The sequence below is a fragment of the Parafrankia sp. FMc2 genome (genome assembly GCF_041008525.1).
Taxonomy (GTDB): Bacteria; Actinomycetota; Actinomycetes; order Frankiales; family Frankiaceae; genus Parafrankia.
Genome location: NZ_JBFLUG010000035.1, coordinates 12,498 through 32,201 on the forward strand (window position 1 = coordinate 12,498; position 19,704 = coordinate 32,201).

General features: G+C 72.0%; 20 protein-coding genes. 9 read left to right on the forward strand and 11 right to left on the reverse strand.

Annotated features, from left to right (window positions below):
• Positions 1-163: 163 nt before the first annotated feature.
• The gene (locus tag AB1460_RS14605; RefSeq protein ID WP_368961770.1) at positions 164-631 is read right to left on the reverse strand and encodes a hypothetical protein; all 468 of its coding nucleotides are present in this window, start codon (positions 629-631) and stop codon (positions 164-166) included.
• Positions 632-836: 205 nt separating this feature from the next.
• Here AB1460_RS14605 and AB1460_RS14610 point away from each other — a divergent pair, with 205 nt between their 5' ends.
• A complete protein-coding gene (locus AB1460_RS14610; RefSeq protein ID WP_368961771.1) occupies positions 837-2,093 on the forward strand; it encodes a MarR family transcriptional regulator in 1,257 nt (418 codons plus the stop codon).
• Positions 2,094-2,220: 127 nt separating this feature from the next.
• Positions 2,221-3,564, forward strand: coding sequence for an ABC transporter substrate-binding protein (locus AB1460_RS14615; RefSeq protein WP_368961773.1), 1,344 nt, complete (start codon positions 2,221-2,223; stop codon positions 3,562-3,564).
• A 147-nt stretch (positions 3,565-3,711) separates the two neighbouring features.
• Here AB1460_RS14615 and AB1460_RS14620 read toward each other — a convergent pair whose 3' ends face one another.
• The 8 genes from AB1460_RS14620 to AB1460_RS14655 all read right to left on the reverse strand — a co-directional run bounded on the left by AB1460_RS14620 (position 3,712) and on the right by AB1460_RS14655 (position 12,093).
• Positions 3,712-4,566 carry an ATP-binding cassette domain-containing protein gene (locus AB1460_RS14620; protein WP_368961775.1) on the reverse strand — a complete coding sequence of 285 codons (855 nt, stop codon included), beginning with the start codon at positions 4,564-4,566 and terminating at the stop codon, positions 3,712-3,714.
• Positions 4,563-5,417, reverse strand: coding sequence for an ABC transporter ATP-binding protein (locus AB1460_RS14625; protein WP_368961776.1), 855 nt, complete (start codon positions 5,415-5,417; stop codon positions 4,563-4,565). The genes AB1460_RS14620 and AB1460_RS14625 overlap by 4 nt, the downstream gene beginning before the upstream one ends.
• Positions 5,417-7,642, reverse strand: a complete 2,226-nt coding sequence (locus AB1460_RS14630; protein ID WP_368961778.1) for an ABC transporter permease — start codon at positions 7,640-7,642, stop codon at positions 5,417-5,419. The genes AB1460_RS14625 and AB1460_RS14630 overlap by 1 nt, the downstream gene beginning before the upstream one ends.
• A gap of 87 nt (positions 7,643-7,729) precedes the next feature.
• Positions 7,730-8,191: a transporter gene (locus AB1460_RS14635; RefSeq protein WP_368961779.1), complete on the reverse strand. Its 462-nt coding sequence runs from the start codon at positions 8,189-8,191 to the stop codon at positions 7,730-7,732.
• Positions 8,192-8,555: 364 nt separating this feature from the next.
• A complete protein-coding gene (locus AB1460_RS14640; RefSeq protein WP_368961781.1) occupies positions 8,556-8,975 on the reverse strand; it encodes a hypothetical protein in 420 nt (139 codons plus the stop codon).
• A gap of 176 nt (positions 8,976-9,151) precedes the next feature.
• A complete protein-coding gene (locus tag AB1460_RS14645) occupies positions 9,152-10,141 on the reverse strand; it encodes an NAD-dependent epimerase/dehydratase family protein (RefSeq protein WP_368961782.1) in 990 nt (329 codons plus the stop codon).
• Positions 10,142-10,151: 10 nt separating this feature from the next.
• The gene (locus tag AB1460_RS14650) at positions 10,152-11,624 is read right to left on the reverse strand and encodes a helix-turn-helix domain-containing protein (RefSeq protein ID WP_368961784.1); all 1,473 of its coding nucleotides are present in this window, start codon (positions 11,622-11,624) and stop codon (positions 10,152-10,154) included.
• A 274-nt stretch (positions 11,625-11,898) separates the two neighbouring features.
• A complete protein-coding gene (locus tag AB1460_RS14655; RefSeq protein ID WP_368961785.1) occupies positions 11,899-12,093 on the reverse strand; it encodes a hypothetical protein in 195 nt (64 codons plus the stop codon).
• A gap of 422 nt (positions 12,094-12,515) precedes the next feature.
• On the opposite strand from AB1460_RS14655, the gene AB1460_RS14660 reads away from it, so the two are divergent.
• The 7 genes from AB1460_RS14660 (at position 12,516) to AB1460_RS14690 (ending at position 18,153) form a co-directional block, all read left to right on the forward strand.
• A complete protein-coding gene (locus AB1460_RS14660) occupies positions 12,516-13,910 on the forward strand; it encodes a nicotinate phosphoribosyltransferase (RefSeq protein WP_368961786.1) in 1,395 nt (464 codons plus the stop codon).
• Between the two features lie 174 nt (positions 13,911-14,084).
• On the forward strand, positions 14,085-14,750 hold the full coding sequence (locus AB1460_RS14665; protein ID WP_368961846.1) for an NUDIX hydrolase: 666 nt from the start codon (positions 14,085-14,087) through the stop codon (positions 14,748-14,750).
• A 134-nt stretch (positions 14,751-14,884) separates the two neighbouring features.
• Positions 14,885-15,175, forward strand: coding sequence for an ATP-dependent Clp protease adapter ClpS (gene clpS, locus AB1460_RS14670; RefSeq protein WP_018639708.1), 291 nt, complete (start codon positions 14,885-14,887; stop codon positions 15,173-15,175).
• 352 nt (positions 15,176-15,527) lie between these two features.
• Positions 15,528-16,100 carry a DUF2017 domain-containing protein gene (locus tag AB1460_RS14675; RefSeq protein ID WP_368961847.1) on the forward strand — a complete coding sequence of 191 codons (573 nt, stop codon included), beginning with the start codon at positions 15,528-15,530 and terminating at the stop codon, positions 16,098-16,100.
• A gap of 190 nt (positions 16,101-16,290) precedes the next feature.
• Positions 16,291-16,695 carry a Mov34/MPN/PAD-1 family protein gene (locus AB1460_RS14680; protein ID WP_368961788.1) on the forward strand — a complete coding sequence of 135 codons (405 nt, stop codon included), beginning with the start codon at positions 16,291-16,293 and terminating at the stop codon, positions 16,693-16,695.
• A gap of 182 nt (positions 16,696-16,877) precedes the next feature.
• Entirely contained in the window at positions 16,878-17,183 is a 306-nt protein-coding gene (locus tag AB1460_RS14685) for a MoaD/ThiS family protein (protein ID WP_368961789.1), read from the forward strand.
• A 22-nt stretch (positions 17,184-17,205) separates the two neighbouring features.
• On the forward strand, positions 17,206-18,153 hold the full coding sequence (locus AB1460_RS14690; protein ID WP_368961791.1) for a PLP-dependent cysteine synthase family protein: 948 nt from the start codon (positions 17,206-17,208) through the stop codon (positions 18,151-18,153).
• A gap of 84 nt (positions 18,154-18,237) precedes the next feature.
• On the opposite strand, the gene rdgB is transcribed toward AB1460_RS14690, so the two are convergent.
• Both rdgB and rph read right to left on the reverse strand, forming a co-directional pair.
• Positions 18,238-18,903 carry an RdgB/HAM1 family non-canonical purine NTP pyrophosphatase gene (gene rdgB / locus AB1460_RS14695; protein ID WP_368961792.1) on the reverse strand — a complete coding sequence of 222 codons (666 nt, stop codon included), beginning with the start codon at positions 18,901-18,903 and terminating at the stop codon, positions 18,238-18,240.
• Positions 18,900-19,670: a ribonuclease PH gene (rph, locus tag AB1460_RS14700; RefSeq protein WP_071086861.1), complete on the reverse strand. Its 771-nt coding sequence runs from the start codon at positions 19,668-19,670 to the stop codon at positions 18,900-18,902. Before rph ends, rdgB begins: the two co-directional genes overlap by 4 nt.
• Positions 19,671-19,704 lie beyond the last annotated feature (34 nt).

Sequence of the window (19,704 nt, forward strand, 5' to 3'; positions counted from 1 at the left end):
GCTGGTATCGCCCGCCCCGCCGCCCGCGCGGACCCGATCGCCCGCGGATGGAGTCTGTTGGGCCTGCGGTTATCTGACGCCCCCCGCCCGGACCTGCGTGGGCCCTGCCCCGCGTGCGCGGTGCCGCGGGGTGGGAGGACGTCACTGCTGATCGGGAACGTGATCAGGAACGCGGATCGAGGTGGAGCGCATCCTCTTCCGCGGTACGCCGCCACGCCTGTTCGTCAGCGGATCGGCGCCGTTGATGGGCTCCGTCGAGGCCTTCCACGACCTGGTCCGGACCGGAGTCGTCGAACGTCGAATCGCCGGACGACCTGCCGGTGAGAAAATCAACATCCTCGTCTCGCCCCGGGCCGGCGCCCTCCGTCTCCGCGTACGGATCCGGATCCGGGACCTCCGCGGCGAGTTGGCGATCAAAGGACGACGAGCGCTCCTCCCGCGGCGTCAGTGGATTGCGGATCAGGCCACTCGGCCGGTCCGGCGGATCCCAGCTGTCATCGAGGGGATCGAGACCGGCGTCGGTCGTCCCCAGATCGTCGCTGTCGGTGATCTCGGCACGTTCCAGCGGAGAGCTGCCGTCGAGGTCACGGACGTCGACGTCAGGCTGGCTGTCCGAGGCGGGCCATGTCATCGCTGCCTCCTGTTCCGGGTACAACGGCCGAGCTGTTGCGGCATGAACGCGGACGGGGCGACCGGATCACGCGATGCTCCGACCGCTCCCGACCATGGCCCTTCCCGAGCACGACCGGGCTAACCGGGCCATCTGTCCAGTACTCGGCGGCGTTGCGCACCCCCGATGCGGGAAGGGGAGGGGATAACGTATAGCGTCCCCAAATGTGGCTACTGTTGCTGAGCGGATTCTCGGGCAGCTCGCGCTGATTCCCGAGGGACAGGATGACGGCTCGCTGGCAGCGGCGATCAACGCGAATCGCGCAACGGTCAACCAGGTCTGCCGCCGCCTCGCGGCGCAGGGCAGCCTGGAGCGGGGCCCGGGCCCCGGCGGCCTGATCGTCAACAGGCTGCCGGCGAGGGCTGGTTCCGCGGCGGCCTCCGCGCTGGCGGCGGAACCAGCCTCGGAGGCGCTTCCCGCAGCCTCGGAGGTCCTGCCCGCACCCACTGTCCTGCCCGCACCAGCCGCGGGCCCGCCAGAGCCGGAGCCTGTGGTCGTCGAGCCGGAGCCTGTGGTCGTCGAGCCGGAGCCTGTGGTCGTCGAGCCGGAGCCTGTGGTCGTCGAGCCGGAGCCTGTGGTCGTCGAGCCGGAGCCTGTGGTCGTCGAGCCGGAGCCTGTGGCTGTCGAGCCGGAGCCTGTGGTCGTCGAGCCGGAGCCTGTGGTCGTCGAGCCGGAGCCTGTGGCTGTCGAGCCGGAGCCTGTGGCTGTCGAGCCGGAGCCTGTGGCTGTCGAGCCGGAGCCTGTGGTCGTCGAGCCGGAGCCTGTGGTCGTCGAGCCGGCCGAGATCGCGCCGGATGAGGCCGTACCGGTCGCTCCGGTTCCCGAGCAGGAGGTGGCTGACGAGACCGTCGTCGGCGCTTCCGCCCGGGCTGTTGATCCCGAGGACCACCTGGATCCGGAGGGTCGAGACAGCGTGACGGATGACGAGGACGCCGCGGATCCGGCGTCCGAGGTGGTCCGTGCGGAGAACGTCGAGGTGGTCGCCGTGGCGGTGCCGGCGTCCGCGCCGGTAGTGCCGGCAGCCGCGAACAGCGGCCCGGCGCGGGACGGTCTCGCGGACGTGGACGCGGTCGCCGCGCTCGGTCAGATGATCGCGGCGATCGACGAGACGGTCGCGGCGATCGCGGCCACGGCGGCGCCCCGGCCCGTGACCTCGGTGTCGGTGGAGGTGCCGGCGTCGCCTCATGATGGCGGTGCCGGCGCTGGTGGCCACGAAGGGAACGGGCGGGTGGTCGACGTCGTTCGGACCGAGGCCGAGGCCCCGGCTGCTGCGGGACCCGCGGCGGCGGAGCGGGAGGCCGGTCAGCCGCCGGCAGCTGACGGCACTGCGGAGGATGCCGGCAGCGAGGATGCCGACAGTCCGGTCACACCTGCGGTTCGCCGGACGTGGTGGCGGCGGTTGTTCGTACGCGGCAACGGATGAGCTGGTGGCCCGGTGCAGAGTCCCGCTGCCGGCGGTGACGTCCTCACTGTCGGTAGCCTGGCCGGCGTAGCCCGCGCGGAGCTCGTGGCGTGTGAGCGTCATCGATCAATCAGAGGAGTGCATGTTCATGCGAGCGAGAGCGCTCGTCGCCGGGGTTGTGCTGTCGTCTCTGGCGCTTGTCGCCTGCGGCAGCCGCGCGGGTGATTCAGATCAGTCGTCGAACGGTTCGCCGACCGGCGGCACGTCGACCAACACCGCATCGGACACGGGCGTGACACCGACCGAGATCAAGGTCGGCACGATCGTCGGTATGAGCGGTGGCTTGGGCCCGGACACGTTCTCGGCGTCCCTGTACGGGGCCCGCGCCTACTTCAAGGCGCTCAACGCCCGCGGTGGTGTCAACGGGCGCACGGTCAACCTGGTGTCCTGCGACGACAAGAGCACCGGGGACGACAATGTCGCCTGTGCCCACCAGCTGGTCGACGACGAGAAGGTCTTCGCGCTGGCCGGTGTCACGGCGTTCGACTACGCCGGTGCCCAGTACATCGACGCGGAGGGTGTGCCGGACATCGGCGGCCAGCCGGTCTCGACGCAGTACGACCAGTACGAGCACCTGTACTCGATCTACGGCAGCGACTACCCGCGTGACGGCCGCCGGCCGGGCTTCGACGGGCAGCTGTACGCCGGGACCGAGAACTACCGCTGGTTCAAGGAGAAGCTCGGCGCCCGGGTCGCGGGTGTGGTCTCCTACAACATCGCCCAGTCGCAGCGGTACGCGACGGTGATCGCGGACGGGCTGCGTGCCGAGGGGTACCAGGTCATCGAGGAGCAGATCAACCTCAGTGCTCCGAACTGGGCCGCGGCCGCGCAGAACATGAAGAACCGCGGAGTCGAGATCGTGTTCGACGCGATGGAGGACACCGGCAACAGCCAGCTCTGCTCGGCCATGGAACAGCAGGGCCTGAACCTGCAGGCCAAGGTCACCACCTCGCAGGGCATGTCGAGCACGCTCGGCCAGCTCTACGCCAACTCGCCGAAGTGCCGCAACAGCGTCTACGCGACGACCCAGTCGGCGACCTTCTCCGACGAGTCGATCCCGGCCGTCAAGGAGTTCCGGGACGCCATCGCGACGCACGAGCCGGACCGCGTCGAGAAGATGAACCAGTGGATGCTCGAGGGCTACGCGTCCGCGCAGTGGCTGACCGACGCGATGGAGTCCTGCGGGGCTGACCTGACCCGCACCTGCGTCGAGGAGTACATGAACCGCGACGAGCCCTACGACGGCCACGGCCTGTTGACCGCCCGTGACTTCGTGAAGGACGAGCAGCCGCCGTCCGAGCTGCGGAACTGCCTCAATGTGGCCCGCTGGCAGGACACCGCGAACGGTGGCCGGGGCGGTTGGGTCACCGAGGGCGGCGACATGAACGCCAACTGCTTCACCGTGCGGAACCTGGCGTACCCGGCGGCCTGAGCGACCGGAGCGGCGCGTAACCCGCGCAGAACGGCGAACGCCGCGTGGCCCTCGGGCCACGCGGCGTTCGTGTTGTCGGTGTCGTTTGTCGATGGTGCCGTTGCCGTTGCCTGGTCCGGTCGCGGCCGGGCTGCCGGCGCGGTGCTGTCAGGAGTGCGCGCTGGCGGCCAGCAGCTCGCTGGCGCCGAGCTCCGCCGGGGTGCCGGCGAAGGTGATCTCGCCGCGGTGCAGTACGTACACCATGTCGGCCAGGGCGAGCGCCTCCTCGGTGTACTGGTCGGCGAGGATCACCGTGGTTCCCGCGTCGGCGACCGTCCCGAGCCAGGCGAACAGCTCACCGGCGACCTTCGGGGACAGCCCGAGCGAGAGCTCGTCCACCATGAGCACCGACGGGCGCGCGAGCAGGGCGCGGGCCAGGGCCAGCATCCGCCGCTCACCGCCGGACATGGAGCCGGCCCGCTGGCTCAGACGCTCCTGCAGCCGGGGGAACGCCTCCAGGGCGGGGGTGATGTCCGGATGGCCGCTGGCCTCGGCGATGACCTGCAGGTTGTCGCGGACGGACAGCGTCGCGAACACAGCCCGCTCGTCCGGGACGAGCATCAGGCCGCGCTTCGCCCGGTTCGTCGTGGTCATCTTCGTGATCTGCTCGCCGCGCCAGCTCAGCGTGCCGCCGCGCAGCGGGATGAGGCCGGCGAGGACGCGCAGGGTGGTGCTCTTGCCCGCGCCGTTCGCGCCGAGCAGCGCCGTGACCGCCCCGGACGGGATGGCCATCGTGATCCCGTGCAGGACCTCGATGGTGCGGTAGCCCGCGCGGGCGCCGTCCAGGAGCAGCTCGACGGCGGGCAGGTCACCCGTGCTGGCGGCACCGCTGCCGTCGTCGTCGTCGGCGGCGGGCGGGGCGGAGCCGGTGGCGGAGCGCGTGCCGGTGTTGTCGGCGGTGTTGTTGTCGGCGTGGTTGCCGGCGGTCGAGGTCACCCGGTTCTCCAGGGGTGTGCCGCTCATCGGGCGGCCGGGAAGGCAGGCTGGGGAAGCGGCGAAAGCCCGTTCGGCGGCGAGACACCGCCCGGGGGCGGGGCGCTGGTCGACTTCGAGGCCAGCGGGCCCTGGGCCAGGTAGACCGACCGCACGGTCGGGTCGTTGCGCACCACGTCGGGGGCGCCTTCGGCCACCACCCGGCCGCCGACCATCGCGTACACCCGGTCGACGACCGCGAACACGAGGTCCACGTCGTGGTCGACGAGCAGGATCGCCACGCCCTCGTCGGCGATCCTGCGCACCAGCGCCGAGAACCTGTCGGTCTCGGCGGCGTCCAGGCCGCTCGCGGGCTCGTCCAGGAGCAGAACGTCCGGGCGTGCGCACAGGGCCCGGGCGAACTCGACGAGCCGCAGTGCACCGGTAGGCAGGGTGCCGGCGACCGCCCCGCGGATGTCCGCCAGCTCCAGCGAGTCGAGGACCTCGTCGACGACGGCCAGGGCACTGGCGCGCCCGCGTGCCTTCAGCCCGAGCAGCCCACCGGCGTAGTCGCGGCGCCGGTTCTCCGCGGCGACCAGCAGATTGTCGCCCACCGTGAGGCTGGGGAACAACGACGGCACCTGGAAGGTCTGCACCAGCCCACGCCGGGAGCGGGCGTCCGGACTCATCCGGGTGATGTCGCGCTGGCCGAGCAGCACCTTGCCGCCGTCCGGCTGCTCCACACCGGTGAGCAGACTGAACAGTGTCGACTTCCCGGCGCCGTTCGGGCCGATGAGGCCGGTGATCTGGCCTCTCGGAACGTCCATGCTGACGTTCTCGACGGCGGTCAGTCCGCCGTAGCGGCGGACGAGGTCACGTGCCCGCAGGTCGTTGCGGCTCATCAGACACCTCTCTCGACCGGGAGTCCGGGTAGGCGCTGGCGGTGCCCGGCACGGTTCTGGCCGTCGGCGGAGGCGTCCGCCGCGGCCCGCATGCTGGGCAGCGTCTCCAGGGCCAGGCCGCTGCGGGCGGTGTGGGTCGCGACCGCGGTGAGCAGTGCCTCTCCGAACGCGGTCGGGGCGGGTGCCCCGGCGGGAAGCACGACGCGGACGGCGCTGCCCGCAGCGCCGTCCGCACCTGCGCGGCCGGCGCCGCCCGGGCTCGCCGCGCTGCCGGCTCCGGTCAGCCGGCTGGCCGCGGCGTGGTCGGTGTGCGGTGACGGGACGAACTCGTCCGCCAGCACCCGCGCGACCCACGCGATGCCGCCGCGGACGGCGGACATCAGGCCACCCGGCATCCAGCCGAGCGCGAGGGCGAGGATGCCGACGGCCAGGATCGACGAGCCCGCCGGGGCGAGCACGTCGATGGCGACGATGAAGCCCGCCGCGATGATGGCGCCGGCGGCGCTGTCCGCGCCGAAGACGATCACCGCGGTGAACCACAGCAGGCTCTGCAGCGGTGCGAAGTCGTCGGTGGCGAACGACGACGCGCTGAAGGTGATCAGCCCGCCGCCGAGGGCGGCCACCACCGAGGAGATCGTGAACGCCAGCAGCTTGAGGTTGCGGACGTCCACACCCACGGCCGCGGCGCCCTCGGTGTGGTCGCGCACCGCCAGCAGCGCCCGGCCGAGCCGGCCGTGGTGCAGGTTGCGCACGACCAGCAGGCCGATGGCGAGGCAGACCAGCTCGAAGAAGTAGAAGGCCTTGTCGTTCAGCTCGGCGCCGAACAGCGTCAGCGGGTCGACGTACAGGCCGGAGGCGAAGTCCGGCTGCTCGAAGACGAACCGGCTCACGACCGCACCGACGGCGAAGGTCGTCAGCGCCAGGGTCAGGCCGCGCCGGCGGATCGCGGGCCAGCCGGTGATCAGTCCGATCGGGGCCACCATCAACGCGCCGAGGAACATCGCCCAGATGCCGGGGATCTCCGGCAGCCCGAAGAAGTCGCCGTTGGCCAGTTTCAGGGTGAACAGTGCGCCCAGACCGGCATACCCGGCGACGCCGAGGGAGAGCTGGCCGCTGTACCCGGTCAGGATCACCAGCGACAGGAAGACCAGGGCCAGTGCCGGGACCATGAACGCCGAGCGCAGGTCGGCCGGGGCGAAGGTCAGGGGCGCCAGCAGCAGCGCGGCCCCGCCCAGCTTCCCGAGGATGTCCCGGCGGGCCTCATACCGGCTGACCGGGCCGGACGGGGGCGCACCGCGGCTGGAGAAGCTCCCGGTGGCGCCCGAGTCGCCGTTGCCGAGCTCCCGCAGCCTGGGCACGACGAGGAGCAGCACCAGCAGCGCGACGATGAACAGGTTCGACTGCAGGACGGTGAAGATCGTCCCGAGGTCGCCGTCGAAGGTGAACTGCTTGAGCTCGCTCTGCGCGATGGCGATCCCGAGCGCGGTCAGCACGGCGACTGGCAGGCTCGCCAGCCGGGCGGCGACGACGACCGCGAACGTCTCCAGGACGAGCAGAGTGAGCCCGTACGGGTTGAGCCGGAACTGCGGGGCCAGCAGGATGCCGGTGAGCCCGGCCAACGTGGTGCCGAGCGCCCAACCGGCCGCGGCCACCTTGTCGGCGGGTACTCCGGAGAGCTCGGCGAGCTGCCGGTCGTCGACCACGGCGCGGACCTGACGGCCGAACCGGGTCTTCGCTGCCAGCAGGCCGAGGACCACGCAGAAGACGACGACCAGGGCGAGTTCGGCGAGGGCGTCCACCCCCACCCGGGTGTCACCGAGGAGGGTGACGGACTCCCGCGGGAAGATGCTCGGCGCGTCGGTCCGGCTGCCCAGGCCCCAGATACCGGCGGTCATGCCGAGCGTCAGCACCAGGACGCCGAGGCTCGCGACCAGCGATTCGGCAGCTGAGGCGCGCCGCCGGGCGAGCGGGCGGAAGACGAGGCGTTCCAGTAGAAGGCCGATGCCGGGGGAGAGCACCGCGAGCGCGATGATCGCCGCCAGCCAGATCGGCAGCCCCCACTCGACGACCATCTCGCGGAAGACATAGGCGACCAGGGTGGCGATGCCACCCTGGGCGAAGTTCAGAACGCCGTTGGTCCGGTAGGTGACCAGCACACCAATGCCGGACAGGGCGGCGATCGCGCCGAGGGAGATACCGGTCAGCGCAAGATCGATACTTGTCATCCGGTCACTCCGCGGATGGTCGCGGGAACGGGTCGGTCAACGGGCCCGTGCCCCTGTCGACGGTGCCCATCGGTCTGCCGGACCCGCTCAGAACCGCTGGCCGGACACGGCGGCGGCGTTGGCCTGCCCCGTGACCGCGTGACCCTGCACGCTGTGGGCCGGCCCCCCGTGGCCCGGAGCGGCCTGGGGGCTCGGAGCACCCGCGCGGTCCGCGTCGGCAGCACCGCTGGCCGCCGCGGCGATGATCAGGGTGTGCAGGTCGTCCATCTGGCTCGCGAGCCGGCTCTGCGTCGCCTGGGTGGCATCCACCCGGTCGGCGACCAGCAGCGCGCAGCCCACCAGGACCAGTGCCAGCCCGCCGAAGCCGCCGGACACCACGTACGGCAGCTGGTAGGCGACCTCGGTCTCCTTGGAGACACCCAGGTAGCAGCCGAGGAGGAGGACTCCGCCTGCTGCCGCGACCACCCACCCCCGCAGCGCTCGCACGACATCGACGACGAGGCGCGACGTCGGTCGCGCTCCGGCGGCGGCAGCGGTCTGCTCGTCCACTTTCGTCTCCCCCAAGGAGCGTGTCGGCTGTGCCCATCGCCGCGATGCGCCACGGGGCACGTCGAGCGTGTCCCGCTGTGCAGCGAATCCCCGACGACAGCCGCCAGATTAGTGTGCGGAGCTCACCAGGTGGAGTGTCAGGTTGCCGCGAGGGCTGTTCCCGGCAGGGCGTTGCCGGGCACAGGACATCCGTCCGGATGCCTCCCTGGCAGGATATGACCTGCTTTGAAACGACTTTCGGGGCGTGTCATCTCAGGTACGTGTCGGCAACCGGTCACCGTCCGTTGGACAGATTTTTTCTGTCTGATGACGATCTGCCAATCGCCGGTGGTGAAGACCACCGGAAAGTGGTGGCGACCTGTGCTCAGGCCTCGGCGCGCCCCGCCTCTGCCCGGCCGCTTCCGGTGAGCCCGCCCACCGCCTGGAACCCGTCGACCGCCTGGAACTCGTCGGCCTGCCCGAGCTCGTCCAGCTCGCTGGGCTGCCGGGGGCGCGGCGGCGCGAACACCGGCGCGGAGACCGCTGCGCAGCGCCCGTCGGCCAGCGGGTCGCCACCGGCCCGGCCGCCGTCAACCGAGGCTGTGCGGGGAGCGGGGACGACCGGCTCGCAGCGCTCGGCCCACACCCGGCGCCGGCCCGCGGTGGCGCGGTCCTCCACCTCCAGCGGGGTCGGCACGCCATGCAGCACGGCCTGCAGGTGCGCCCACTCATGGGCGCGATCCCAGCTCGGGAACGACCCGAGGTGTTCGCCCTCGTAGTCGTAGACGTGGAAAGGACGGCCCACCTGCTCCCCTCTCCCCGGGGGGAGGACGCGGCCACCTGGCAGCGTGCTCCCGCTGATCAGTATCTGCGGTTCATCGTGTCACGCCGGCCCGGAGCCGATCGGGCATACCGGCGAAACCCGCGCCGGAATTCGGTCGGGTCGGCGTTTCCACGGATGTGACGGGTGTGACGGGTGTGTCAGGACACGATCGGGACGTCGCTGCGGCCCGCCGCGACCGCCTCGAGTACGGCCGTCGACCGCCAGGCGTCCTCGACGATCTTCTCGATTGTCGAGGACGGCGAGTTCCAGCCCAGGTCGGCGCGGATCCGCCGGCTGTCGGCGATCAGCGCCCGCGGCTCGGGCACCGCCGGCAGCGTCACCCGGGGCAGGTCGCGCCCGGTCACGCTCTCCACGGTCGTCAGAACGTCGGACACGCTCACTCCGACGCCGGATCCGACGTTGTAGACCGTGCAGCGGCCGGGCACGGTGGCCCGCAGCGCCGTCAGATAGGCCCGGGCCATGTCGACCACGTGCACGTACTCGCGGATCGACGCACCGTCACCGTTCACCCGGAAGGCGTCGCGGCGGCCGGAGGCCACCCCGAGCGCCGCCGGGATGATCCGGCTGCTGTCGCGGTCGGTGTGCGAGCCGACGGCGCCGGCCACGTTGAACGAGCGGAGCACGACCGCGCCGAGGCGGCCGGTCGAGGCCTGGTAGGCCACCGCCTGTTCGGCGGCGAGCTTCGAGGCACCGTAGGGGCTGGTCGGTTGCGGGGTGCGGGTCTCCGGGATCGGCGAGGTGCCGGTGTCCCCGTAGACGGCGCAGCTCGAGCCGAGGACGAACCGCGGGGCGACCCCGGTCGCCCGGGTGCCCGCGTCGAGGGCGGCCAGCAGGTTGATGGTTCCGGTGACGTTCGCGGCGTAGTACCGCAGCGGTGTCTCGCGGGATTCCCGCACCCGGGTCAACGCGGCCAGATGGCACACCCCGTCGAACCCGCGGCTGACACCGGCCGCGGCGAGCTGACGCGGGTCGAGGAGGTCCGCCTGGACCACCTCGACCATCCGCGACAGTCTCACCTGCGCCGTGGCGTCCCGGACGAGGGCGGTCACCTGGTGTCCGGCGGCTGAGAGCAGGTCGGCGGTCACACCGCCGACGAACCCGGAGGCGCCGGTGACGAGGATGCGCACAAGAACCTGATCAGACCGCTGCCCGCATGCGCAGGCCCGGCAGGAGCGTCTCCCGGTGGCGCCAGGCGAGCTCCAGGCAGGCGGCGGCCGACGGAGCCAGCGGCTCGGTGTCGACCAGTCGGCGCAGCGAGGCCTGGGTGAACGGGATCCCCTCGTGGGCCTGGCGGCCCGGCCCGGTCGACACGACCGACCCCTCGGCGTTCGTGCGGACCATGTCCGCGAACAGCGAGTCGAAGGTGTCGGCCTCCACGACCAGCACGGTGAGGATCTCACCGAACAGGGTCAGGGCGTCCAGGCCGATCCCGAAGCAGAAGACCCGCAGCGTGCCGGCGCGCCGAGCCTCCTCGAAGGAGCGGAACGGCTCGTCGGCGTCGTAGTCGATCGGTCGCGACGAACTGCCGTCGTGTTCCGCGTTGCCGAGCAGCTCCTCGCTGAGCTCACGCATCACGTTGCGCCACAGGTCGAAGTCGGCGTCGTGGTGGAACGGCGTGATACCGGAAGGCTGGAACACCCCGGCGGGCAGCACGTGGTAGACCCCGCCGGCGGTGGCGACCGAGCCCGCGCTGCGGCGGTGCAGCACGAAGCTCGCGCTGCCCCGGTCGAGGCGGATGGTCAGGGTGTTGATGGACGGCAGCGCGACGCGCGCGGCGAGGTCGAACGGGTCACCGATGCGGCGCCGGAACGGCAGCGCGGGCCAGGCGAGCTCGCCGCCCATCATCGCCGCCGCGGTCTCGTGCGCGACGGTCTCGCAGACGTCGACGGCGTCGAAGTAGGTGGTGTGGCCGAAGGTGAGGGTGGGGGCGGTACCCTCCGCCTCGGCGACGTCGAGCAGTCGGAAGCTGAGCCGGTTCTCGAACAGAGTGGGCCGGTCGAGGTCACGCATCGCGCGGGTGTAGCGCTGGAAGCGGGACTGCGCGCCGCCGTCGCCGACGAGCGGGCGGGTCGCGTCGGCCTCGGGCTCGGCGCCGGTGATCGCGGCCTCGGCGGCCGACTCCTCCCACCGCAGGCCGATGTCGTTGATGTCGACGGGGGTGTCCCACACCCAGCCGGGCCGGGCGAGCAGGCCGTTGCCCAGACGGTAGGTCTCCGGGTACAGCCGCGCGGCCGCACGAGCCAGGCTGATCCGGTGGTGGTTCAGGTGGTCCCGGGTCAGCCGCCAGGCGCGCTGGCTGCCGGCGACCTTCTCCACCGCCGAGCCGCGCGGTGGCTCACGGCGGCGGTCCGCCAGACCGCCGGGGGCGAGTCCGACGTCCTCGGGCGACAGCCCGAGGTTGCGTGCGATGTGGCGCAGCGTGGAGATGTCGTGGATCGCCCGCCGACCGCTCTCGACCTTCGACACATAGGACTGGTCGAAGCCGAGGAGATCGGCGAGTTGCTGCTGGGTCAGGCCATGGGCCTGCCGGTACGCCCGTAGCAACGACCCGATTCCAACACTTGTTGGAGTCGGCCGCGGTGGGGTCCACAGCCAGGTTTGTCCAGTCACCCGCTGTCCTCTCGTCCGGCGTCGGAGTAACGCGAAGTGAGCATAACGAGTCAGGCATCTGGGGGCGGGCACACATAAAACGTGCTGTGCGCATTATGTGTCATTTATAGCGGACCGCGACATCGTCGATACCTGCTGTTATTGGCGGCGGGACGGGGTGAACTCACAGTGCGACGTTCTGGCGCCGTGGCGGGCGTCGGAGGCGGCGAGCCGGGGGAGCACGTCTCGGCCATTCGGGCCGCATCTGAGGCCTTCCGGCCCGCCGTGACGAGGGTCACCGGTTGGCGGCCCCGTCCGCCAGGTCAAGGAAGACCACGATGACGATCAGCACAAAGACCCAGCGCAGCAAGCCCATCCGACCCCACACCTCGCGGATGAGACCGCGCCCGGCGCGGTGGCCGGCCCAGAGGAGGGCGAGCAGCGCGCCACCGACGACGACCAGGAAAACCCCGGCATAGCTACGGTCCACGCCCCTGACGATCTCACGGGTGGGCGGTTCTTGGGACAGTAACTGAGTGGGTACACGCGTGATCGCGCGTAACGGGCCGATTGAAGGTCCTTGTTGTGATTCACGGGCCCCTGATCGACCGATGATGGCTACTCTGAGTAAACGGGGCGTGTGTCGTGAATCACATGGCCTGGTGGGTGTTTCGGGCCGCTGTCAGGCATACCCAGGGGTGCGGCGGGGTATGCAGGGGCCCGCACTGGCGCCGCGGGGTGCCGAGTCCGCCGCGCGGGCTACCCCGGACCAGTCGGGGCAGCCCGGATGGAGTAGCCCCGGGTAGTCCGGACGGACGGTTCGGCGCAGTCCGGACAGGAGGTGAGGGCGGCCGTGCCGCCGGTTCGCCCGATGTGGTGCGCCGGGCCGTTGTCATCCCTACCCTGGTCCGGATGTCCACGGTCCCGAGGTCGACAGCGTTCCTGACCGACCACTACGAACTGACCATGCTGCGTGCCGCCCTGCGCTCGGGCGCGGCCGGGCGCAGGGCGGTCTTCGAGGTCTTCACCCGGTCGCTGCCCGCCGGGCGCCGGTATGGCGTCGTCGCCGGGACCGGCCGCCTTCTCGCCGCGATCGAGGACTTCCGCTTCGGCGCCGCCGAGATCGAACACCTGACGGCGTTCGGCGTCGTCGACGCGGACACCGCCGACTGGCTCGCCTCCTACCGCTTCCGGGGTGACATCACCGGCTTCGCCGAAGGCGAGCCGTTCCTCCCGGACACCCCGGTCCTGGTGGTGGAGGGCACGTTCGCGGAATGCGTGCTGCTCGAGACGCTGGTGCTCTCGGTGCTCAACCACGACAGTGCGATCGCCGCGGCCGGCGCCCGGATGATCGCCGCGGCGGGGAGGCGGCCCTGCCTGGAGATGGGCGGGCGGCGCACCCACGAGCAGGCCGCGGTGGCCGCCGCCCGCGCTGCCTACATCGTCGGCTTCGCCGCCACCTCCAACCTGGAGGCGGCCCGCGACTACGGCGTGCCCAGTGTGGGCACCAGCGCGCACGCCTTCACGCTCGCCCACGACAGCGAGCCGGAGGCCTTCGCCGCGCAGGTGGCGGCCCTCGGCGCCGACACCACACTGCTGGTCGACACCTATGACGTCCACGCCGGGATCGCGAACGCCGTCGCCGCGGCCGGCGCCGGGGAACTCGGCGCCATCCGTCTCGACAGCGGCGACCCGGTCACGGTCGCCCGTGCGGCGCGCGCCCAGCTCGACGAGCTCGGCGCGGCGGCGACCCGGATCGTCGTCACCGGCGACCTCGACGAGCACGCGATCGCCCGGCTGGCCGCGGCACCGGTCGACAGCTACGGCGTCGGCACCAGGCTGGTGACCGGTGCGGGCGCCCCCACCGCCGGTTTCGTCTACAAGCTGGTCGAGGTCGACGGCCATCCCGTTGCCAAGGCCTCGATCGGCAAGCGGACCCGCGGCGGCCGCAAGGACGTCCTGCGCCGTCTCGGCCCGGACGGGACAGCGGTGGCCGATCTGGTCATGTGCCGCCCGCTGGCTGACGGGTCGGCACCGACCCCGGCCTCGGCGCCGTCCCCCGCTCCGCTCCCGGTCCCGGTATCGGCCCCGGCCGCGCGGGGGGCGGACCGTTCTCTCCTTGTACCTCTGGTGCGCTCGGGCGAGCTGGTGGACAGGGCACTCGTCGGCGCCGCGGGTGTCGCCCGGGCCAGGGCACACCACCAGTCGGCACTGGAGTCACTGCCGGCGGGTGCCCGTGACGTGGCCTTCGGCCGTCCATGCCTGCCGGTTGTCTTCGCAGGGGAAGGTGTGCGGGCGTCCGCCTGACCGCCCGTGGGCGGGGGTGCCGGCACAGGTGCCGGCAGACCCCGCCAGACTTGACCAGTGGCCCGGGTTCCGCCGACGAACGTCGCGTCCGGGGGGTCCGGAGCGGCGGGCGCCCCGGACCGGTCAGTCGGTCCCGGTGCGGACCGGGCCCGGATCCCGGCGGTCGCCGTGAGCGTGGACATCGTGCTCCTCACCCTGCGCGCGGGCCGGCTGTGCGTCCTCGTCATCCAGCGGGCCGGCGAGCCGTTCCGCGGATCGTGGGCGCTGCCCGGTGGTTTCGTCGGCCCGGACGAGGATCTCGACACCTCGGCCCTGCGGCAGCTCGCCGAGGAGACCGGGGTCACCACCGCCGGGCACCTGGAGCAGCTGCGGACCTACGGCTGCCCGCAGCGCGACCCGCGAGGCCGGGTCGTCAGCGTCGCCTACCTGGCGCTGCTCCCGAACCTGCCCCAGCCGACGACCGGGCGGGACGGCCCGCGGGCCCGCTGGTGGCCCGTCGGCGACCTGGACTCCGCGGACGGCCCGACCCTGGCGTTCGACCATCCCCAGATCGTTGTCGACGGGGTCGAGCGGGCGCGGAGCAAACTGGAGTACACACCGCTGGCTGCGGCCTTCTGCGAGGAGCCGTTCACCCTCGCCGACCTGCGCCGGGTGTACGAGGCTGCCTGGGGCGTCGCGCTCGATCCGCCGAACTTCCGGCGCAAGGTCCTCTCCACGCCCGGCTTCGTCGTCGCTGTCGGCCAGCGGGCCTCCCCGCGGGGAGGCGGGCGCCCGGCCGAGCTCTACCGGCGCGGCGTGGCGACCGCGCTGTACCCTCCGCTGCTGCGCCGTACTGTCTGACCGCCCACCCGTGCCGGCCTTCGGCGCTGGCCGTCCAGCCACCGCACGGCAGACATGGGAGCGGTGTGGTTACCGTGTGCGACAGCAGGGCTGCCGTCGCGAGTTGGTGAAGGGGAGGGGTAACAATAGACCCCGTGTCCGTCACCGCCGTGTCGCCGGTCGAGGTCGAGGACGTCGAGGACGTCCCCGAGGAAGACCGCCTCTGGGTCACCATCGTCTGGAACGACCCGATCAACCTCATGTCGTATGTGACGTACGTCTTCCGAAAGCTGTTCAACTACAGCGAGACGAAGGCGACCAAGCTCATGCTCGACGTCCACCACAAGGGCCGTGCCACCGTCACATCCGGCACCCGCGAGGAGATGGAGGCGGCCGCGGAGCGGCTGCACACCTATGGGCTCTGGGCCACCATCGCGCAGGACTGACCGCTCGGGCCGCGGCCGGGCGGGCGGGCCGGGTCGTTCCGGGGCCGCCCGCGGCGGCGGGTCCGGTAGCGGCTCAGCCGGGTCCAAAGGCGGCTCGGCCGGGCCTGAAGGCGAGTCGGGCGGGTCGGAAGGCGGCTCGCGGAGTGGCCGGGGCCCCGTCCTCGGCGCGGGGGGCAGGCCCGCTTCCGGGGCCCGTCGGTGGCGTCGGCGTGGTCCCCTTCTGTGGGTGTGGCGCGGGCTTCGGGTGATCGGCGTGACCAGCCGGTGGCTGCGGGTCGTAGGCTGGCTGCCGGTGCCGCCGGGCCCGCCCGCGGGTGCCCGCCGGCGGCTGGTGGCCTGGCGCCAGCGGATCATGGTTTGGCAGACGACGACAACCCTGGGGCGGAGGCGCGTGAACGGGTTCCGGCGAACCAGCGCCGGCATCGAGCTGCGGCTTCCCCAGCTCGAGTCGACACTGCTCACCGAGCTGTTGGAGCAGGTGGAGGGGCTGCTGCAGCCGCCCCCGGTCGACGATCCGCTGGAGGCGCTCGTCGGCCTGCGGGACACCGCCCCGCCGCCGCCGGAGGACCCGGCGGTAGCTCGGCTGCTCCCCGACCCCTATCCGGACGACCCGATGGCCTCCGGCGACTACCGCCGCCGCCGGACGGACGACGCGCTGGCCCGTCGTCGCGACGCGGCCCGGCGGGTGCTGGCCGCCGTTCCCGCGCCCGGGGCCGTCCTGGTACTCGACGACGAGTCCGCCCAGGACTGGCTGACTGTCCTCAACGACCTGCGCCTCGTGCTCGGGACCCGGCTCGGGCTCACCGACGACGCGTCGACCGAGGAGCTCGACCGGCTGGCTCCGGACGACCCGCGCGCTCCGGTCGCCGCCGTCTACAACTTCCTGACCGGGCTGCTCGACGAGCTGACCCGGATCATGCTCTGACCGGTGCCGTGGCCTTGCCGTGGCCTCGCCGCGGCCTTGCTGTGATCGCGTCCCCGGGGGCTGTCCGGTCCTGAAGTGGGGCGCCGCCCGGGGGCCGCGCGAGTGCCTCGGCCTGCCGCGGGCAGGCCGAGGCAGGGGATGTGTCCGCATGGACGCCCGATCCGGCCCGTCCGCGTCGTACGGTTGTCGCGTGCTGCGCATCGACCGAACCCACTACGAGGCGATCGTCGCCCACGCCCGCCGTGACCATCCCGACGAGGCATGCGGGCTCATCGCCGGTCCCATCGGGTCGGACCGGCCGGAGCGGTTCGTCCCGATGCTCAACGCGGAGCGGTCGCCCACCTACTACCGCTTCGACGACGCCGAGAAGCTCCGGGTCTTCCTCGAGATGGACGACCGCGACGAGGAGCCCGTCGTGATCTACCATTCGCACACGGCGACTGAGGCCTACCCGTCGCGGACGGACATCTCCCAGGCCAGCATCCCGGACGCGCACTACGTGCTCGCCTCCACCCGCGACCCCGAAACCACCGAGTTCCGGTCCTTCCGCATCGTCGACGGCGCGGTCACCGAGGAGCAGGTGGAAATCGTCTGAGCCCGCTGTGACGTTCCTGTAGGAGGCGTCACGACCCGGGCGTGGCGGGGTGGGGGCTGTCAGCATGGCCTCCGGCCAGCCCGGCCGCAGCTGTCCGAACGCAAGCAGAGACGCATCCACGTCGCCCACGCCGGGCGACGCGCCACGGCGGCCCCGCCGTCGGCGACCGAGGAAGGAGCACCATGGCAGTCCAGGTCCGTGTGCCGACGATCCTGCGCAGCTACACCGGAGGCGCCAAGCTGGTCGAGGGCACGGGCGACACGCTCGCCGCGCTCTTCCTGGATCTTGACGCCCGCCACGCCGGGCTGCGCTCCCGCCTGATCTCCAGCGACGGCGAAGGTGAGCTGCACCGCTTCGTCAACATCTACATCAACGACGAGGACGTCCGCTTCCTCGGCGGCCTCGACGCCAAGCTGAGCGACGGCGACAACGTCACAATTCTCCCCGCCGTGGCCGGTGGCTCCGCCGGGGACACCTCACTTCTCTGATCAGGGCGGCAGGTCCCTTCTCATGCGTTACGACTCCCTGGTGGACTCGGTAGGCCGTACCCCGATGGTCGGCCTGCCGAGGCTGTCTCCCTCGGCGGAGGTCCGGCTCTGGGCAAAGCTGGAGCAGGACAATCCCACCGGATCGATCAAGGACAGAGCGGCCCTGTGGATGATCGCGGACGGGGAGAAGCGCGGTCTGCTCTCCCCGGGCGCGACGATCCTGGAACCGACGTCCGGCAACACCGGTATCTCGCTGGCGATGGTGTGCAGCCAGAAGGGATACCGGCTGATCTGCGTGATGCCGGAGAACACCTCCGTGGAGCGTCGCCAGCTGCTCCAGATGTGGGGGGCCGAGATCGTCTCCTCGCCGGCCGCCGGGGGCTCGAACGAGGCGGTGGCCGTGGCCAAGCGGCTCGCCGCCGAGAACCCGGACTGGGTGATGCTGTACCAGTACGGCAATCCGGCGAACGCGCAGGCCCACTACGAGACGACCGGCCCGGAGATTCTCGAGGATCTGCCGACCATCACCCATTTCGTTGCCGGGCTGGGCACCACCGGCACGCTGATGGGCACCGGCCGTTACCTGCGTGAGCATGTCCCCGGCATCTCGATCGTGGCCGCGGAACCCCGCTACGGCGAACTCGTCTACGGGCTGCGCAACATCGACGAGGGGTTCGTCCCGGAGCTCTACGACCCCTCGGTGCTGACCTCGCGGTACTCGGTCGGCCCGCGGGAGGCCCTGCGCCGTACCCGGGAGCTGGTGCAGCAGGAGGGCATCTTCGCAGGGATCTCGACCGGCGCGATCCTGCATGCCGCGCTGGGTCAGGCCGAGCGGGCGGTGCGGGACGGCCGGCGTGCCGACATCGCGCTCATCGTCTGCGACGGCGGGTGGAAGTACCTGTCGACCGGTGCCTACGCGGGCACCCTCGCCGAGGCCGAGGCGGCGCTGGAAGGCCAGCTGTGGGCCTGACGTCGCCTGGCGGCGGCACGGTGGGCCGCGGCACGATGGCCGCGTAGCCGCGGCTCGTCGGGTGGCCGCGGCTCGTCAGGCGGCTCAGTCGGAGGCGGAGGCCGGAGGCGCAGTCGCCGGCGGCAGGGTGGCGATGAAGGCGGCGAGGTCGCGCAGAGCCTTGCCCCGGTGGCTGATCCGGTCCTTCTCCTCGGCGGTCAGCTCGGCGTTCGTCCTGGTCTCGCCGTCGGCGACGAACAGCGGGTCGTAACCGAACCCGCCGCTGCCCTGCCCCTCGGTGAGCAGCCGCCCGCGCAGCGCGCCGTGGACGACATGCTCGGCCCCCTCCGGGGTGACCAGCGCCGCGGCGCAGACGAAGGCCGCGCCGCGGCGCGGCGGTTCGACGTCGTCGAGCTGGGCGAGCAGCAGGGTGTTGTTCGCCGCGTCCCGCTCGGCCCGGCTTCCGCCCCGGGCACCCGCCCAGCGGGCCGAGCGCACGCCGGGCATGCCGGCGAGCTCGTCCACGGTGAGGCCCGAGTCGTCGGCGATGGCGGCAAGCCCCGTCGCGGCGACCGCTGCCCGGGCTTTGATCAGCGCGTTCTCGGCGAAGGTGGACCCGGTCTCGGCGACCTCCGGGCCGTCAGGCAGTGGCAGTACCTCGACACCCAGGCCGGTGGCGGCAAGGATGCGGTGCAGCTCGCGAAGCTTCCCCTCGTTGCGGCTGGCCAGGACGACCTGCCGCGGCCGCCGCGCCCCCCCGGCTGTGTTCACCGGGAGCCGGCCGATTTCGGCGCCGAGGCGGCGCGCTGGGGGGTGGGCGGCCCGGCCGGCGCCGGGAGGGCCAGCGCCGCGTTCTGAATCTCGGTGAGCCGCGCGCACCCGCCGACCGCGAGATCGAGAAGCTGGTCGAGTGCGGCCCGGTCGAACGGGGCCCCCTCCGCCGTTCCCTGAACCTCGACGAAGCCACCCGTGCCGGTGCAGATGACGTTCATGTCGGTGTCGGCCGTCGAGTCCTCGGTGTAGGCGAGGTCGAGCATCGGGACGCCCTTGACGATCCCGACGCTGACCGCGCACACGCTGCTGACGATCGCTCCGGGCCGGCCGAGCCACCGGCAGGCATCCGCCAGCGCGACGTAGGCGCCGGTGATGGCGGCAGTGCGGGTGCCGCCGTCGGCGAGCAGCACGTCACAGTCGATGGCGATGGTGTTCTCGCCGAGCGCCTTCAGGTCGATCGCGGCCCGCAGGCTTCGCCCGATCAGGCGGGAGATCTCGTGCGTGCGGCCGCCGATGCGACCGCGGACAGACTCGCGGTCGTTGCGGGTGTGCGTCGCCCTGGGCAGCATCGAGTACTCGGCCGTCACCCAGCCGAGCCCGCTGCCCTTGCGCCACCGCGGGACGCTCTCGGTGACGGACGCGGCGCACAGCACCCTGGTGAGCCCGGCGGAGATCAGCGCAGACCCCTCCGCGTGCTCCTGCCAGCCCCGTTCGATCGTGATCTCGCGGAGCTCGTCGGTCTTCCTGCCATCGACTCGGATCACGGGAGGAGACCCTATCGGCGGGGTGCGACAGTCG